The following is a 16,194-nucleotide window of genomic DNA, read 5'->3' as shown; positions in this document are numbered from 1 at the left end:
AGAATGAATACACAACAACTGGCAAAACTGCGTTCAATCGTGCCCGAGATGCGTCGCGTCCGGCACATTCACTTTGTTGGCATCGGTGGTGCTGGCATGGGCGGTATTGCCGAAGTGTTAGCTAACGAAGGTTATCAGATCAGCGGGTCTGACCTGGCGCCAAACCCTGTTACGCAGCAGCTGGCGTCGCTTGGGGCGACTATCTATTTCAACCATCGTCCAGAAAATGTGCGCGATGCGAGCGTGGTGGTGGTCTCCAGCGCCATCTCCTCTGACAACCCGGAAATTGTTGCCGCGCACGACGCGCGCATTCCGGTGATCCGCCGTGCAGAAATGCTGGCGGAACTGATGCGTTTCCGTCACGGCATCGCCATTGCCGGGACCCACGGTAAAACCACGACCACGGCGATGGTCTCCAGTATTTATGCGGAAGCGGGTCTCGACCCGACGTTCGTCAACGGCGGTCTGGTCAAAGCCGCGGGCGTACACGCGCGTCTGGGCCACAGTCGTTACCTGATTGCTGAAGCGGATGAGAGCGACGCGTCGTTCCTGCACCTGCAGCCGATGGTGGCGATTGTCACTAACATCGAAGCTGACCATATGGATACCTACCAGGGCGACTTCGAGAACTTAAAGCAGACCTTCATCAACTTCCTGCACAACCTGCCGTTCTATGGACGCGCGGTAATGTGCGTAGACGATCCGGTGATCCGCGAGCTGCTGCCGCGCGTGGGTCGTCAAATCACCACTTACGGCTTTAGCGAAGACGCTGACGTCCGCGTGGAAGAGTACAAACAGATTGGTGCGCAGGGGCACTTCACGCTGGCGCGTCAGGACAAAGAGCTGCTGCACGTCACGCTGAATGCGCCAGGTCGCCATAACGCCCTCAATGCCGCAGCGGCTGTGGCCGTCGCGACGGAAGAAGGCATTGATGATGATGCCATTCTGCGCGCGCTGGAAAGCTTCCAGGGCACCGGCCGTCGCTTCGACTTCCTCGGTGAATTCCCTCTGGACGCCGTGAACGGTAAAGCCGGCACTGCGATGCTGGTGGACGACTACGGCCACCATCCGACCGAAGTCGACGCCACCATTAAAGCCGCACGTGCAGGCTGGCCGGACAAAAATCTGGTGATGATCTTCCAGCCGCACCGCTTCACGCGTACGCGCGATCTGTACGACGATTTCGCCAGCGTCCTGTCACAGGTAGACACCCTGTTAATGCTGGACGTGTACGCCGCAGGCGAGACGCCGATTCCGGGTGCTGACAGCCGTTCCCTGTGTCGTACCATCCGTGGACGCGGTAAAGTTGACCCTATTCTGGTTTCTGACCCTGCACTGGTGGCGGAAATTCTGGCACCGGTCCTGACGGGTAACGATTTGATTCTGATTCAGGGTGCGGGAAATATCGGCAAGATCGCCCGTACCTTAGCTGAAATCAAACTGAAGCCGCAAACCCAGGAGGATGAGCATCATGGCTGATAAGATTGCTGTCCTGTCTGGCGGCACCTCCGCCGAGCGCGAGGTTTCCCTGAATTCCGGCGCGGCCGTGCTGGCGGGCCTGCGCGAAGGTGGCGTCAATGCGCAGCTGGTCGACCCAAAAGAGGTTGACGTGACGCAATTAAAAGCCATGGGCTTCGATAAAGTCTTTATCGCTTTGCATGGTCGCGGCGGCGAAGACGGCACCCTGCAGGGGCTTCTGGATTTGATCGGCATGCCGTACACCGGCAGCGGCGTGATGGCCTCCGCTATCTCTATGGATAAATTGCGCAGCAAGCTTCTGTGGCAGGGCGCGGGGTTACCCGTTGCGCCATGGGTTGCGCTGACGCGTCGCGAATTTGAATTGGGCCTGCCGGATAGCGTTAATGCACGCATTGCTGAACTGGGCTTACCGGTTATTGTAAAGCCCAGCCGGGAAGGCTCCAGCGTGGGAATGTCCAAAGTCGACAAAGCTGAAGATCTTTCGTCCGCTTTAGCACTGGCATTTCAACATGATGAAGAAGTTCTGATTGAAAAATGGCTCAGCGGGCCGGAATTTACCGTCGCGATGCTTGGCGAAGAAATTTTACCGTCAATTCGTATCCAACCGGCCGGAACCTTCTATGATTATGAGGCGAAGTATCTCTCTGATGAGACGCAATATTTCTGCCCTTGTGGTCTTGAAGCTGAGCGTGAAGCAGATTTACAGTCCCTGGTGCTTAAAGCCTGGCATATTCTGGGTTGTCAGGGCTGGGGACGCATCGACGTGATGCAGGACAGTGACGGACAATTTTATCTGCTGGAAGCGAACACCTCTCCGGGAATGACCAGCCACAGCCTTGTGCCGATGGCCGCGCGTCAGGCGGGGATGAGTTTCTCGCAGTTAGTCGTACGCATTCTGGACCAGGCGGGCTGATATGTCTCAGGCTGCATTGAACACGCGCAACCGCGATGACGAAGAAGAATATACTTCTTCACGCCGGAGTAATGGAACGCGTCTTGCAGGGATTATTTTCCTGCTCGGGGTGCTGTGCACCGTGTTTATCAGCGGCTGGATGGTGCTGGGCTGGATGGAAGATGCACAGCGGTTGCCGCTTTCTAAGCTGGTGGTCACCGGTGAGCGTCACTACACGCGTAACGACGATATTCGCCAGTCAATACTGGCGCTGGGCTCGCCTGGAACCTTTATGACGCAGGACGTCAATATTATCCAGAGCCAGATAGAACGTCTGCCATGGATAAAACAGGCGAGCGTAAGAAAGCAATGGCCTGATGAATTGAAGATTCATCTGGTTGAATATGTGCCCATTGCGCGTTGGAATGATCAGCACATGGTTGACGCAGACGGAAATTCCTTCAGCGTCCCGGCCGATCGTGTCAACAAGCAAAATTTACCGATGTTGTATGGCCCGGAAGGTAGCGAAAACGAAGTATTACAGGGTTTTCGTGAAATGGGTCAGGTGCTGGCGAAGGACAGGTTTACGTTAAAAGATGCAGCTATGACGGCGCGCGTTCCTGGCAGCTGACGTTAACAAACGGCATTAAGCTCAACCTGGGACGCGGCGACACAATGAAGCGTCTGGCGCGTTTTGTCGAACTTTACCCGGTTTTACAGCAGCAGGCACAGACTGACGGCAAACGGATAAGCTACGTTGATTTGCGCTATGACTCAGGCGCAGCAGTCGGTTGGGTACCGGCTCCGGTCGAGGAACCTAATCAGCAACAGAATCAGGCACAGGTACAGGCAGAACAACAATGATCAAGGCGACGGACAGAAAACTGGTAGTTGGACTGGAGATTGGCACCGCGAAGGTTGCCGCTTTAGTAGGGGAAGTTCTGCCCGACGGTATGGTCAATATCATTGGCGTAGGCAGTTGCCCGTCCCGTGGTATGGATAAAGGTGGGGTAAACGATCTTGAATCGGTGGTGAAATGCGTTCAGCGCGCCATCGATCAGGCTGAACTGATGGCAGATTGCCAGATTTCTTCTGTCTATCTGGCCCTTTCTGGCAAGCACATTAGCTGCCAGAACGAAATCGGTATGGTGCCGATTTCCGAAGAAGAAGTGACGCAGGAAGACGTTGAAAACGTCGTGCACACGGCGAAATCCGTGCGTGTCCGCGACGAACATCGCGTGCTGCATGTCATTCCGCAGGAATATGCGATTGACTACCAGGAAGGGATCAAGAACCCGGTCGGTCTTTCTGGCGTACGTATGCAGGCAAAAGTGCACCTGATCACATGTCACAACGATATGGCGAAGAACATTGTAAAAGCCGTTGAACGTTGTGGCCTGAAAGTTGACCAACTTATTTTCGCGGGTCTGGCGGCAAGTTATTCCGTACTGACCGAAGATGAACGTGAACTGGGTGTCTGTGTGGTCGATATTGGTGGTGGTACAATGGACATCGCCGTGTATACCGGCGGTGCGTTGCGCCACACGAAAGTGATCCCTTATGCCGGGAACGTTGTGACCAGCGATATTGCTTACGCTTTTGGTACGCCGCCGAGCGATGCAGAAGCGATTAAAGTGCGCCACGGCTGTGCGCTGGGATCTATCGTTGGCAAAGATGAGAGCGTTGAAGTGCCGAGCGTCGGTGGTCGTCCACCGCGTAGCCTGCAGCGCCAGACGTTGGCAGAGGTCATTGAGCCGCGCTATACCGAGCTGCTCAACCTGGTCAACGAAGAGATTTTACAGTTACAGGAACAGCTTCGTCAGCAGGGCGTTAAACATCATCTTGCGGCGGGGATTGTATTAACCGGCGGCGCAGCGCAAATTGAAGGTCTTGCGGCCTGTGCTCAGCGCGTATTCCATACGCAGGTGCGTATTGGTGCGCCGCTGAATATCACCGGTTTAACGGATTATGCTCAGGAGCCGTATTATTCAACGGCTGTGGGCCTGCTCCACTACGGGAAGGAATCTCATCTCAGTGGTGAAGCAGAAGTGGAAAAACGCGTCTCAGTGGGGTCGTGGGTCAAACGACTGAACAACTGGTTGCGAAAAGAGTTTTAATTTTTTTAAGAGACCGGAGAGAATTAGCGGTCTCGGGCGACAGGCACAACGGAGAGAGAAATTATGTTTGAACCTATGGAACTGACCAACGACGCGGTGATTAAAGTCATCGGCGTCGGTGGCGGCGGCGGTAACGCCGTAGAGCATATGGTGCGTGAACGCATTGAAGGTGTTGAATTCTTCGCAGTTAACACCGATGCGCAGGCACTGCGTAAGACGGCTGTTGGCCAGACTATCCAGATCGGCGGTGGTATCACCAAAGGGCTGGGAGCAGGGGCTAACCCGGAAGTCGGCCGTAATGCGGCTGAAGAAGATCGTGAAGCGCTGCGCGCTGCACTGGAAGGTGCGGACATGGTCTTCATCGCAGCAGGCATGGGTGGCGGTACCGGTACCGGCGCAGCACCTGTTGTGGCTGAAGTGGCTAAAGATTTAGGTATCCTGACCGTTGCTGTCGTGACCAAGCCTTTCAATTTTGAAGGCAAGAAGCGTATGGCCTTCGCGGAGCAGGGTATCACCGAGCTGTCCAAGCATGTGGACTCGCTGATCACCATCCCGAACGACAAGCTGTTGAAAGTTCTGGGTCGCGGTATTTCCCTGCTGGACGCATTCGGTGCAGCAAACGACGTGCTGAAAGGCGCGGTTCAGGGTATCGCTGAACTGATTACCCGTCCTGGCCTGATGAACGTTGACTTTGCAGACGTTCGCACCGTGATGTCCGAAATGGGCTACGCGATGATGGGCTCTGGCGTGGCGAGCGGTGAAGACCGTGCTGAAGAAGCGGCTGAAATGGCTATCTCTTCTCCACTGCTGGAAGATATCGATCTGTCTGGTGCGCGCGGCGTGCTGGTCAACATTACCGCTGGCTTTGACCTGCGTCTGGATGAGTTCGAAACCGTGGGTAACACTATCCGTGCGTTCGCCTCTGACAACGCGACCGTGGTAATCGGTACTTCCCTTGACCCTGAAATGAACGACGAGCTGCGTGTTACCGTTGTTGCGACCGGTATCGGTATGGACAAGCGTCCTGAGATCACCCTGGTGACCAACAAGCAGACTCAGCAACCGGTAATGGATCGTTACCAGCAGCACGGTATGTCTCCTCTGACTCAGGAGCAGAAACCGGCCGCGAAAGTGGTGAACGACCCAACGCCGCAAACGGCGAAAGAGCCAGATTATCTGGATATCCCGGCGTTCCTGCGTAAGCAAGCTGACTAAGAATTGGCTGGAATTAGGGGATTTGCGCTCTTTGTGCTAAACTGGCCCACCGTTAGTGATATACACTCTCGGTTGGATAGTTAATTTGGCGAGATTATACGATGATCAAACAAAGGACACTTAAACGTATCGTTCAGGCGACTGGTGTCGGTTTACATACCGGCAAGAAAGTCACGCTGACGTTACGCCCTGCGCCGGCCAATACCGGGGTCATCTATCGTCGCACCGACTTGAATCCACCGGTAGATTTTCCGGCCGATGCCAAATCTGTGCGTGATACTATGCTCTGTACTTGTCTGGTGAACGAGCATGACGTGCGGATTTCTACCGTAGAGCACCTGAACGCCGCCCTGGCGGGTCTGGGTATCGACAACATTATTGTTGAAGTCGATGCGCCAGAAATCCCGATTATGGATGGCAGTGCTGCACCGTTCGTCTATCTGTTGCTGGATGCCGGCATCGAAGAACTGAACTGCGCGAAGAAATTTGTACGCATCAAAGAGACCGTTCGCGTCGAAGATGGCGACAAGTGGGCTGAATTCAAACCGTACAATGGTTTCTCGTTGGACTTTACCATCGACTTTAACCATCCGGCGATTGACTCCAGCACCCAACGCTATGCGATGAACTTCTCTGCTGATGCGTTTATGCGCCAGATCAGCCGAGCCCGTACATTTGGCTTCATGCGTGATATCGAATATCTGCAGTCCCGCGGCCTGTGCCTGGGCGGCAGCTTCGATTGTGCCATCGTTGTTGACGATTATCGCGTACTGAACGAAGACGGCCTGCGTTTCGAAGATGAATTCGTTCGTCACAAAATGCTGGATGCTATCGGCGACCTGTTCATGTGTGGTCACAACATCATTGGTGCATTTACCGCGTTCAAATCCGGTCATGCGCTGAACAACAAACTGTTGCAGGCCGTCCTGGCAAAACAGGAAGCCTGGGAATATGTGACTTTCGAAGACGAAGCTGAACTGCCGCTGGCTTTCAAAGCACCAAGCATGGTTCTGGCGTAACGGTTCAAACCGTTTCGTAAAAAAATCGACTGGTTAACCTGGTACTCTCTCCGACCAGGAAGACCAGTCGTTTTTATTTTTACCCTTCTTCGTTTACCCCAGCGGTATCTCTCGTTTGTCTTACTCAGATAATATGTGCGTTAGCTGCATTCTTGACCATTTTTCCCCGCGGCGGCACTTCATTCCTGCTGATGTATATTGGCTTTAGTGGTACTATCTGGGCGCTAAAATGAATAACTGAACTCAGCCTCTGCAAGGCTGGCTTATTGGGTGGAGCAGGTGAGCGGAATACTGACGCGCTGGCGACAATTTGGCAGACGTTACTTCTGGCCGCATCTCTTATTAGGGATGGTTGCGGCGAGTTTCGGCTTGCCTGCGCTCAGCAACAGTGCCGAAGCGGCGACGCCCGCAAAAACCTCCACCACTAAACACGATCTCAACACGCGGGTTAACTTTACTAACCTCGCGTGGCTTGAAGCCAGCCGCCGCCCAAACTTCACCGTCGATTACTGGCACCAGCACGCTATCCGCACCGTTATCCGCCATCTGTCCTTTGCGATGGCACCGCAGGCCATGCCTGTTGCGGAAGAGGCGCTGCCGGTGCAGGCTCAGCATCTTGCCCTGCTGGACACGCTCAACGCGCTGCTTACGCAGGACAGCCAGCCGCCGGTCATGGTTCGTCAGACAACGCAGCGTGCGTTTGTCTCGCCTGTTTCATTCTCTGTTTCAACATGGATTAGCCAGGCTCACGGCATTCGCGCCGGGCCGCAACGCCTCAGCTAAATTAACTTTTTCAATACCTTAATTTATCTGCCCACAATGGGGCGTTTGAGAATTTATTATGCTAATCAAATTGTTAACTAAAGTTTTTGGTAGTCGTAACGATCGTACCCTGCGCCGTATGCGCAAAGCTGTTGCCGTCATCAACGGTATGGAACCGGCAATGGAGAAGCTCTCTGATGACGAGCTGAAAGCGAAAACGGCTGAATTCCGTGCGCGTCTGGAAAAAGGTGAAACCTTAGAAAGCCTGATCCCGGAAGCGTTTGCTGTCGTGCGCGAAGCGAGTAAGCGCGTATTCGGCATGCGTCACTTCGACGTCCAGCTGCTGGGTGGTATGGTGCTCAACGAGCGCTGCATCGCGGAAATGCGTACCGGTGAAGGTAAAACTCTGACCGCAACGCTGCCGGCTTACCTGAACGCGCTGACCGGTAAAGGCGTTCACGTCGTTACCGTGAACGACTATCTGGCGCAGCGTGACGCCGAAAACAACCGCCCACTGTTCGAATTCCTCGGTATGACCGTCGGCATCAACATGTCCGGCCTGCCTGCGCCAGCCAAGCGCGAAGCGTATAACGCGGACATCACCTACGGCACCAACAACGAATACGGCTTCGACTACCTGCGTGACAACATGGCGTTCAGCCCGGAAGAGCGCGTACAGCGTAAGCTGCACTATGCGCTGGTGGATGAGGTTGACTCCATCCTGATCGATGAAGCGCGTACTCCGCTGATCATCTCCGGCCCGGCTGAAGACAGCTCCGAGATGTACCGTAAGGTCGACAAAATTATTCCACACCTGCTGCGCCAGGAGAAAGAGGACTCGGATACCTTCCAGGGTGAAGGCCACTTCTCCGTAGATGAAAAAGCGCGCCAGGTGAACCTGACCGAACGCGGTCTGGTGAAAATTGAAGAACTGCTGGTGGCTGAAGGCATCATGGAAGAGGGCGAGTCCCTGTACTCCCCAAGCAACATCATGCTGATGCACCACGTGACCGCTGCACTGCGCGCCCACGCGCTGTTCACCCGCGACGTCGATTACATCGTTAAAGATGGCGAAGTGATCATCGTCGATGAACACACCGGCCGTACCATGCAGGGACGTCGCTGGTCTGACGGTCTGCACCAGGCTGTGGAAGCCAAAGAAGGTGTGGATATTCAGAATGAAAACCAGACGCTGGCGTCTATCACCTTCCAGAACTACTTCCGTCTGTACGAGAAGCTGGCGGGGATGACCGGTACTGCTGATACCGAAGCGTTTGAATTCAGCTCTATCTACAAGCTGGATACCGTGGTCGTTCCAACCAACCGTCCAATGATCCGTAAGGATATGCCGGACCTGGTGTACATGACCGAAGCGGAAAAAATTCAGGCGATCATCGAAGATATTCGCGACCGTACTGCGAATGGTCAGCCGGTTCTGGTGGGGACCATCTCCATCGAGAAATCCGAAGTGGTTTCTCACGAGCTGACTAAAGCGGGTATCAAACACAACGTTCTGAACGCCAAATTCCACGCCAAAGAAGCGGACATTGTTGCGCAGGCGGGTTATCCGGCTGCCGTAACCATCGCCACCAACATGGCGGGTCGTGGTACCGATATTATGCTGGGCGGTAGCTGGCAGGCTGAAGTGGCGGAGCTGGAAAACCCAACGCCAGAACAGATTGCGCAGATCAAAGCCGACTGGCAGGTTCGTCATGACGCCGTTCTGGCTTCCGGCGGTCTGCACATCATCGGTACTGAGCGTCATGAATCCCGTCGTATCGATAACCAGCTGCGTGGCCGTGCGGGTCGTCAGGGTGATGCCGGTTCATCCCGCTTCTACCTGTCTATGGAAGATGCGCTGATGCGTATTTTCGCCTCCGACCGCGTGTCCGGCATGATGCGTAAGCTGGGGATGAAGCCTGGCGAAGCCATCGAGCACCCGTGGGTGACTAAAGCGATCGCTAACGCACAGCGTAAAGTGGAAAGCCGCAACTTTGATATTCGTAAGCAGCTGCTGGAATATGATGATGTGGCTAACGATCAGCGTCGCGCGATCTACACCCAGCGAAACGAACTGCTGGACGTGTCCGACGTGAGCGAAACCATCAACAGCATTCGTGAAGATGTGTTTAAAGCCACCATCGACGCGCATATTCCACCGCAGTCTCTGGAAGAGATGTGGGATATCGAAGGCCTGCAGGAACGTCTGAAAAATGACTTTGACCTCGATCTGCCAATCAAAGAGTGGCTGGATAAAGAGCCTGAGCTGCACGAAGAGACCCTGCGCGAACGTATCTTTGAAACCGCGCTGGACGTCTACAAGCGTAAGGAAGAGGTTGTTGGTGCTGAAATGATGCGTCACTTCGAGAAAGGCGTGATGCTGCAGACCCTGGACTCCCTGTGGAAAGAGCACCTGGCGGCGATGGACTACCTGCGTCAGGGTATCCACCTGCGTGGCTATGCACAGAAAGATCCGAAGCAGGAATACAAGCGTGAATCCTTCTCCATGTTTGCCTCTATGCTGGAGTCACTGAAGTACGAAGTGATCAGCACCCTGAGCAAGGTTCAGGTGCGTATGCCGGAAGAAGTGGAAGCGATGGAGCAGCAGCGTCGTGAAGAAGCCGAGCGTCTGGCACAGATGCAACAGCTGAGTCATCAGACCGACGACAGCGAAGCCGCAGCGGCGATCGCCGCGCAGACCGGCGATCGTAAAGTGGGTCGTAACGATCCTTGCCCGTGTGGTTCCGGTAAAAAGTACAAGGCGTGCCACGGCCGTCTAAGCTAAGTTCATAAAAAAACAAAAAGGCGCAGATATCTGCGCCTTTTTTATGGAAGTGACAATATGAAAATACTGCAAATTGCCGTCGGGATTATTCGCAACCCGCAAAACCAAATCTTTATCACCCAGCGCGCTGCCGACGCCCATATGGCAAACAAGTGGGAGTTTCCGGGCGGTAAAATCGAGTCAGGTGAAACGCCGGAAGAGGCGCTGGTTCGGGAGCTTCAGGAAGAGGTGGGGATTACCCCGCTTGGCGCAACGCTGTTTGATAAGCTTGAGTACCAGTTTCCGGACAGGCACATCACGCTGTGGTTCTGGCTGGTAGAAAACTGGGAGGGGGAACCCTGGGGAAAAGAGGGACAGCCGGGTGACTGGGTGGAACTTCAGGCAAGTGATGCCGAAAAATTCCCGCCAGCTAATGAACCCGTGATCCTGCGGTTAGTCGCACAACCGTAGGCCTGCCAGGCGAAGCGCCAGCAGGCTTTACAGATTACTGCTGGATTTCGCTCCAGTCATCGCTATCCGAGAGATCGCCTTCGCTTGGAATGCGTTTCTCTTCCGCCGCCCATTCGCCCAGGTCAATGAGCTGACAGCGCTTGCAGCAGAATGGGCGGAACGGACTGACTTCGTCCCAGACAACGGTTTTGCCACAGGTTGGGCAGCTTACGGTGGTGACATCAGACATCGGTACTCCTTAACAACAGGCCAGTTCAAAATCGAGACGTTCCGGCACGGTGCCATTTTCACTGTCCAGCGGCATAAAGCGAATCGCAAAGCGGCTTTTATGCCCGGAAATCTGCGGGTAAAGCTGTTCGCCAAGAGACAGGTTGAGACGCAGAAGATCGGCATCATCACCGTTATCCTGGAAGAAACCATTCAGGCTGGTTTGCTTGCGGAACGGCGCAGAGTTACGGATCAGATCGAGGATCAGCGACAGCGTCTGATGCATTGGATCCAGGCTTGCCAGCCAGCTGTTCACCTGCGCGTCACGCTGCGCCTGTGGCATATGTAGCCACATATGCAGCGTCGGCAGGTCGAAGCTGCAGCAGCCGCCAGGGATGCTCAGCCGCTGGCGCACCAGGCCAATCAGGCGGTCTTCACGCAAAAACTGCCCGACGCGCGGCGCGGCCATCAGGACGGCGCTACTGCTTTTCAACTGCTGGCGGAGCGCGTCGATACGGCTCTGATCTACGCCGGGGACCTCTGTCCATGCCTGCAATTTACGCTGCTGGCGCTCCAGCTCTTTGAGTAATTCTGTGCGGACATCGCCGCGTTCAATCACATCCAGCAGATCGCCTACGTTGCGGAAGAAGTGCAGCGCTGTGGCATGATCGTTAACAGGCAGATGTTGTGAAAGTTGTTGAATAAGGAATTCGATGCGCAGCCAGGTGCGCATTTTTTCGTTGAGCGGATGCTCAAAAAGGATGTGTGTCGACATTATGGTTTTTCCTGTGCAACGGCCTGCGCGGCGAACGTCAGATACTGCGCGTGCAGACGGGCAACATCCGATGCAATGGCATCTGGTGCGCCGTTATTATCAATAACATCATCCGCCACGGCAAGGCGCTGAGCGCGCGTAGCCTGAGCGGCAAGAATTTGTTCAGCATGCTCCCGAGAGACGCGATCGCGCGTCATGGTTCTCTGGATTTGCGTTTCGGGTGCGACATCAATCACCAGCACACGATCGGCTTTCTTCTGCAGCTGATTTTCGACCAGTAGCGGAACCACCCACAGGACATAGGGCGAGCGGGCTGCGGCTATCTGACGTTGAGTTTCCTGGTGGATGATGGGGTGGAGCAGGGCATTAAGCCAGTCTTTTTCCGCAGAATCAGAAAAAATACATTCGCGAAGCTGACGGCGATTCAGTGTGCCATCGGCACTGATGACTGCCTGACCAAAATGTTCTGCGATGGCCTTTAGCGCGGGTGTATTGGGCTCTACCACCTGGCGGGCAATGATATCGGCATCAATAATCGTGACACCCAAACGAGAGAACGCGTCCGCAACGGTACTTTTGCCACTACCGATGCCGCCGGTTAATGCGACGATATACCCCATTAATTCAAATCCTGGGAATTATTCATTATTAAAATCAGTTGTTTAAAACTATTAGGTGCGCTGGCAACTGTTTGGCCCTGTTTACCGGCTTTTTACCAGGTAAATTTATAGGATTGTAGCGTAAAAAAAGAGAATTTCGCAGTCTTGCGGAGCAGGTATTAGTGCGTATGATAACGTCACTGGAGTTGTGCTTTTAACATATTTGCCTCTAACCCCAGGAATCCGCACATGCGTATCGAAGAAGATCTGAAGTTAGGTTTCAAAGACGTTCTTATCCGCCCAAAACGCTCTACACTGAAAAGTCGCTCAGACGTTGAACTCGAACGTCAATTCACCTTTAAGCATTCCGGTCAGACCTGGTCTGGCGTGCCGATCATCGCTGCCAACATGGATACTGTGGGAACCTTTGAGATGGCAACCGCCCTGGCACAGTTCGACATTCTCACCGCCGTGCACAAACATTACAGCCCTGAAGAGTGGAATGCGTTTGTTGCGTCCGCGTCTGCTGACGTGGTGAAGCATGTGATGGTTTCTACCGGCACTTCCGATGCCGATTTCGAGAAGACCAAACAGATCCTGAACGCTAGCCCGGCGCTCAACTTCGTTTGTATTGACGTGGCGAACGGTTACTCCGAACACTTCGTGCAGTTCGTCAGCAAGGCGCGTGAGGCCTGGCCGACGAAAACCATCATCGCGGGCAACGTGGTGACCGGTGAAATGTGTGAAGAGCTGATCCTTTCCGGTGCAGATATCGTTAAAGTGGGTATTGGCCCGGGCTCCGTGTGCACGACCCGCGTCAAAACCGGCGTCGGTTATCCGCAGCTTTCCGCCGTCATTGAATGCGCCGATGCGGCGCACGGTCTGGGCGGTCAGATCATCAGCGATGGCGGCTGTACCATGCCGGGTGATGTTGCGAAAGCCTTCGGCGGCGGCGCAGACTTCGTGATGCTCGGCGGTATGCTGGCAGGCCACGAAGAGAGCGGTGGTACCGTTGTTGAAGAGAACGGCGAGAAATTTATGCTGTTCTACGGCATGAGCTCTGAATCCGCGATGACCCGTCACGTCGGTGGCGTGGCAAAATACCGTGCGGCAGAAGGTAAAACCGTGAAGCTGCCTCTGCGCGGCCCGGTTGAATACACCGCGCGCGATATCCTCGGCGGCCTGCGCTCGGCCTGCACCTACGTTGGGGCATCCCGCCTGAAAGAGCTGACGAAACGTACGACGTTTATTCGCGTTCAGGAACAGGAAAACCGCGTATTCAATAGCCTGTAATGGCTTCTGCTGGCGCATGCCCGTGCGCCAGCCCCTAACCCGCGCTCATCGCATCCCCCAGATGGAAAATCGGCAGGTACATTGCCACTACCAGCGTGCCGATGATGACCCCTGTCACAATCAGAAGCACTGGCTCGAGAAGTGCAGCCAGATTGTCTGCCCGCTGAAAGGTCTGTTCCGTATGATGCCGGGCGAGGTTTGCCAGCATGATGTCCAGAGCACCTGACATTTCGCCGGTTCGTAAAAGCTGAATACACAGCGGGGTAAAGATGGCCGCTTTCTGAAAGGATGACCAGACGGGGAGACCTTTTTCAATGTCCTCCCGAACGCTGCGGAGTATTCCCCGCCAATAGCGACTTTCAACGGTCTCCTCTGCGCTCTCCAGGCCCTGTAAAAAGGGGATACCTGCCTGCTGCGTGAGTGACAGCACGGTAAAGATGTGTCCCAGTTTTTGGCCTTTTGCCAGCGCGCCCATCACGGGCGTATGGATCAGCATGCGCTGCCAGCGAGGGTTCTGCCTCAGAGCCCAGGCGGCGGCTAAGGGCGCTAATAACGCTGCGAATAACGCGAGGGCATAGGACTGGATAAACGCGGCCATCCCCATGACCATTTGTGTCAGCATCGGGAGCGGCGTGTTAAACGTTTTGTAGATCGCGGCAAACTCGGGCAAGACCAGAATGACCATCGCCAGCACCACGAGTACGGCCAGCGTCAGGACGATCGCCGGATAGCGCAGGGCCTTTTTCACCTTCTCTCCGAGCTGCTGCTGCGCTTTTTGCTGCTGCGCGAGCTGGCGGCAGCACTCCTCCAGTTTCCCTGTGAGCTCACCGGTTTTCACCATCGAGACATGCAGTGGGCTAAACACCGCTGGCCACTTTTTTAGCGACTCAGAAAAGGGGGAGCCCTCACTGAGCTCATCGGCAATGCTTTGCAGCAGCGCCTGCCACGGTTTTAACGGATGTTGCTCTGCCAGCATCTGCAGGCTGTGGGACAACGTCAGTCCCGCCTGCAGAAGCGTTGCGAGCTGGCGAAACATCTCGCAGCAGTGATGCGGCCGCCAGCGGTGCCGCTGAGCGCATCGGGTCAGCGCCAGAGGATGGAGATCGCTACGCATCAGCCTGGTGAAGGCGGCATTGCGGTCTGTGGCCCAGAGTGTTCCGCTTTGGGGTTCACCTTCTTTGGTGAGCGCTCGCCAGCGCCAGAGCTGATTAGCAGCCATCCGGCATTCCCAGCACGCGCACCAGCTCTTCGATCGTGGTCAGCCCTTGCTCGACGGCCATGCAGCCGTGCTCAAAAAGAGAAATCATTCCCGCCTGCCGGGCACTCGCCTCTATCACTTCGATTCCCGCTCCGCTGGCAATGGCCTGACGCAGGGCATTGTCGATCGCCAGCACTTCAAAAATGGCCACGCGGCCATAAAAACCGTGATAACAGCGATCGCAGCCGGTGGGCTGCCAGCGTGTAAGCGGTCTTGACCATACGGCACGTGGTAATTCAGCATGCTCGCTGGCTTCCCGGCGACAGTGCGGGCACAAACGCCGGACCAGCCGCTGGGCAATCACCATCGACAGCGCGGAAGATATCATCCAGCGCGCGACGCCCATCTGCTCCAGGCGAATCAGGGTTTCCGTCGTCGAGTTGGTGTGCAGCGTTGACAGCACCAGATGACCGGTCTGGGCGGCATTAATGGCAATTTCTGCCGTTTCGCCGTCACGGATTTCGCCGACCATAATGATGTCTGGATCCTGACGCAGCAGCGCCCTCAGCACGCTCTGGAATGTTAAACCCGCCCGGGGATTAATCTGCGTCTGGTTTAATCCCGCAAGGGGGATCTCAATCGGATCCTCCACGCTACAGATGTTGACGTCAGGGGTATTACGCGCCTGCAGCGCGCTGTACAGCGTCACGGTTTTGCCGCTGCCGGTGGGGCCGGTGACCAGAATCAGCCCCTGCGGCTGGTGGAGAACCTCATTGAAACAGGCCAGTTGTTCTGCGCTCATACCAAGCGCTTTCGGCTCAAGCGCCTGCTGAACCTGATGCAGCAGACGCAGCACAATTTTCTCGCCACCGCTGCAGGGAAGCGTCGCGATCCGAAACGAGACCGGCTCGTTCGCCAGCTCAATCGTAAACTGACCGTCCTGAGGTAAACGACGTTCAGCAATATCCAGGTTACCCAGCACCTTTAAACGTGCGCTGAACAGGCTGGCCAGCGAGGCGGAAAGCGGAGGCTGGGGGCAAAGAACCCCGTCGATGCGTAAACGGATCTGGCATGCGTGCTCCATCGGTTCGATATGAATGTCGGAGGCGCGCTGGTTGATTGCCTGCTGCAGCGTGTGGTTGAGAATATCCACCGTCGAGTGTGTTTGCGAAACGACGGGCAGATGCGATTGTGACGTTAGCTGCCGGTGTTTTTCCATGCGCTCAGCGCTCCAGCACTCAATATCAATCCGTTTCTGGGTCGCGAAGCGCAGCGCTTCCATGAGTTCAGCCGCGGGGCTGCCCACGACGGCGATGCTGACCATGTCACTGTCGCTGGTGAGCAGCAGAGCGTGATGGCGCTGACAAAGCGCCACGAGTTGATCGGTATTCATTATCCGCTCC

At 55.3% G+C, this 16,194-nt stretch carries 14 protein-coding genes and 1 pseudogene; 10 read left to right on the top strand and 5 right to left on the bottom strand.

Translation table 11 applies throughout. The features are described 5' to 3' along the window. Positions 1-3: 3 nt before the first annotated feature. The 9 genes and pseudogenes from murC to mutT all read left to right on the top strand — a co-directional run bounded on the left by murC (position 4) and on the right by mutT (position 10,719). Positions 4-1,479, top strand: a complete 1,476-nt coding sequence (murC, locus tag ACZ6J2_RS17690; protein WP_471726344.1) for a UDP-N-acetylmuramate--L-alanine ligase — start codon at positions 4-6, stop codon at positions 1,477-1,479. Then, positions 1,472-2,392, top strand: coding sequence for a D-alanine--D-alanine ligase (locus ACZ6J2_RS17685; protein WP_471726343.1), 921 nt, complete (start codon positions 1,472-1,474; stop codon positions 2,390-2,392). Before murC ends, ACZ6J2_RS17685 begins: the two co-directional genes overlap by 8 nt. Before the next feature lies 1 nt (position 2,393). Further along, positions 2,394-3,235, top strand: a pseudogene (ftsQ, locus tag ACZ6J2_RS17680) (cell division protein FtsQ). Then, complete coding sequence (gene ftsA / locus ACZ6J2_RS17675) at positions 3,232-4,488, top strand: cell division protein FtsA (protein ID WP_023334508.1); 1,257 nt, start codon at positions 3,232-3,234, stop codon at positions 4,486-4,488. Before ftsQ ends, ftsA begins: the two are co-directional and overlap by 4 nt. 63 nt (positions 4,489-4,551) lie before the next feature. Continuing rightward, positions 4,552-5,703, top strand: a complete 1,152-nt coding sequence (ftsZ, locus tag ACZ6J2_RS17670) for a cell division protein FtsZ (RefSeq protein WP_008501978.1) — start codon at positions 4,552-4,554, stop codon at positions 5,701-5,703. 101 nt (positions 5,704-5,804) lie between these two features. Next, positions 5,805-6,722, top strand: coding sequence for a UDP-3-O-acyl-N-acetylglucosamine deacetylase (gene lpxC, locus ACZ6J2_RS17665; protein WP_008501977.1), 918 nt, complete (start codon positions 5,805-5,807; stop codon positions 6,720-6,722). A gap of 279 nt (positions 6,723-7,001) precedes the next feature. Then, positions 7,002-7,505, top strand: coding sequence for a secA translation cis-regulator SecM (gene secM, locus ACZ6J2_RS17660; protein WP_471726342.1), 504 nt, complete (start codon positions 7,002-7,004; stop codon positions 7,503-7,505). Between the two features lie 58 nt (positions 7,506-7,563). Then, positions 7,564-10,269 carry a preprotein translocase subunit SecA gene (secA, locus tag ACZ6J2_RS17655; protein ID WP_023310402.1) on the top strand — a complete coding sequence of 902 codons (2,706 nt, stop codon included), beginning with the start codon at positions 7,564-7,566 and terminating at the stop codon, positions 10,267-10,269. A gap of 57 nt (positions 10,270-10,326) precedes the next feature. Then, complete coding sequence (mutT, locus tag ACZ6J2_RS17650; RefSeq protein ID WP_237994502.1) at positions 10,327-10,719, top strand: 8-oxo-dGTP diphosphatase MutT; 393 nt, start codon at positions 10,327-10,329, stop codon at positions 10,717-10,719. 34 nt (positions 10,720-10,753) lie between these two features. Here the strand turns inward: mutT and yacG are convergent, their stop codons facing one another. Genes yacG through coaE form a run of 3 tightly spaced genes read right to left on the bottom strand, consistent with a single transcriptional unit; the run spans position 10,754 to position 12,321 of the window. After that, positions 10,754-10,948, bottom strand: a complete 195-nt coding sequence (gene yacG / locus ACZ6J2_RS17645; RefSeq protein WP_471726341.1) for a DNA gyrase inhibitor YacG — start codon at positions 10,946-10,948, stop codon at positions 10,754-10,756. Between the two features lie 9 nt (positions 10,949-10,957). After that, entirely contained in the window at positions 10,958-11,701 is a 744-nt protein-coding gene (gene zapD / locus ACZ6J2_RS17640; protein ID WP_421626978.1) for a cell division protein ZapD, read from the bottom strand. Beyond that, complete coding sequence (gene coaE / locus ACZ6J2_RS17635; RefSeq protein ID WP_471726340.1) at positions 11,701-12,321, bottom strand: dephospho-CoA kinase; 621 nt, start codon at positions 12,319-12,321, stop codon at positions 11,701-11,703. The genes zapD and coaE overlap by 1 nt, the downstream gene beginning before the upstream one ends. A 228-nt stretch (positions 12,322-12,549) precedes the next feature. On the opposite strand from coaE, the gene ACZ6J2_RS17630 reads away from it, so the two are divergent. After that, a complete protein-coding gene (locus tag ACZ6J2_RS17630) occupies positions 12,550-13,593 on the top strand; it encodes a GMP reductase (protein ID WP_471726339.1) in 1,044 nt (347 codons plus the stop codon). A 34-nt stretch (positions 13,594-13,627) separates the two neighbouring features. Here the strand turns inward: ACZ6J2_RS17630 and hofC are convergent, their stop codons facing one another. Together hofC and gspE are read right to left on the bottom strand one after the other, a co-directional pair. Beyond that, the gene (hofC, locus tag ACZ6J2_RS17625) at positions 13,628-14,812 is read right to left on the bottom strand and encodes a protein transport protein HofC (protein ID WP_471726338.1); all 1,185 of its coding nucleotides are present in this window, start codon (positions 14,810-14,812) and stop codon (positions 13,628-13,630) included. Beyond that, entirely contained in the window at positions 14,802-16,184 is a 1,383-nt protein-coding gene (gene gspE / locus ACZ6J2_RS17620) for a type II secretion system protein GspE (RefSeq protein WP_471726337.1), read from the bottom strand. The genes hofC and gspE overlap by 11 nt, the downstream gene beginning before the upstream one ends. Between the last annotated feature and the right edge of the window lie 10 nt (positions 16,185-16,194).

It is taken from the genome of Enterobacter sp. E14S (assembly GCF_055666685.1).
This window is presented reverse-complemented; position numbering and strand designations above follow the sequence as displayed.

What these genes read in the sequence shown, in the direction of transcription:
- lpxC (WP_008501977.1), top strand. Translation starts at nt 5,805, where the DNA reads ATGATCAAACAAAGGACACTTAAACGTATCGTTCAGGCGACTGGTGTC.
- ftsA (WP_023334508.1), top strand. Translation starts at nt 3,232, where the DNA reads ATGATCAAGGCGACGGACAGAAAACTGGTAGTTGGACTGGAGATTGGC.
- ACZ6J2_RS17630 (WP_471726339.1), top strand. Translation starts at nt 12,550, where the DNA reads ATGCGTATCGAAGAAGATCTGAAGTTAGGTTTCAAAGACGTTCTTATC.
- zapD (WP_421626978.1), bottom strand. Translation starts at nt 11,701, where the DNA reads ATGTCGACACACATCCTTTTTGAGCATCCGCTCAACGAAAAAATGCGC.
- mutT (WP_237994502.1), top strand. Translation starts at nt 10,327, where the DNA reads ATGAAAATACTGCAAATTGCCGTCGGGATTATTCGCAACCCGCAAAAC.
- yacG (WP_471726341.1), bottom strand. Translation starts at nt 10,948, where the DNA reads ATGTCTGATGTCACCACCGTAAGCTGCCCAACCTGTGGCAAAACCGTT.
- gspE (WP_471726337.1), bottom strand. Translation starts at nt 16,184, where the DNA reads ATGAATACCGATCAACTCGTGGCGCTTTGTCAGCGCCATCACGCTCTG.
- secA (WP_023310402.1), top strand. Translation starts at nt 7,564, where the DNA reads ATGCTAATCAAATTGTTAACTAAAGTTTTTGGTAGTCGTAACGATCGT.
- ACZ6J2_RS17685 (WP_471726343.1), top strand. Translation starts at nt 1,472, where the DNA reads ATGGCTGATAAGATTGCTGTCCTGTCTGGCGGCACCTCCGCCGAGCGC.
- hofC (WP_471726338.1), bottom strand. Translation starts at nt 14,812, where the DNA reads ATGGCTGCTAATCAGCTCTGGCGCTGGCGAGCGCTCACCAAAGAAGGT.
- coaE (WP_471726340.1), bottom strand. Translation starts at nt 12,321, where the DNA reads ATGGGGTATATCGTCGCATTAACCGGCGGCATCGGTAGTGGCAAAAGT.
- ftsZ (WP_008501978.1), top strand. Translation starts at nt 4,552, where the DNA reads ATGTTTGAACCTATGGAACTGACCAACGACGCGGTGATTAAAGTCATC.
- murC (WP_471726344.1), top strand. Translation starts at nt 4, where the DNA reads ATGAATACACAACAACTGGCAAAACTGCGTTCAATCGTGCCCGAGATG.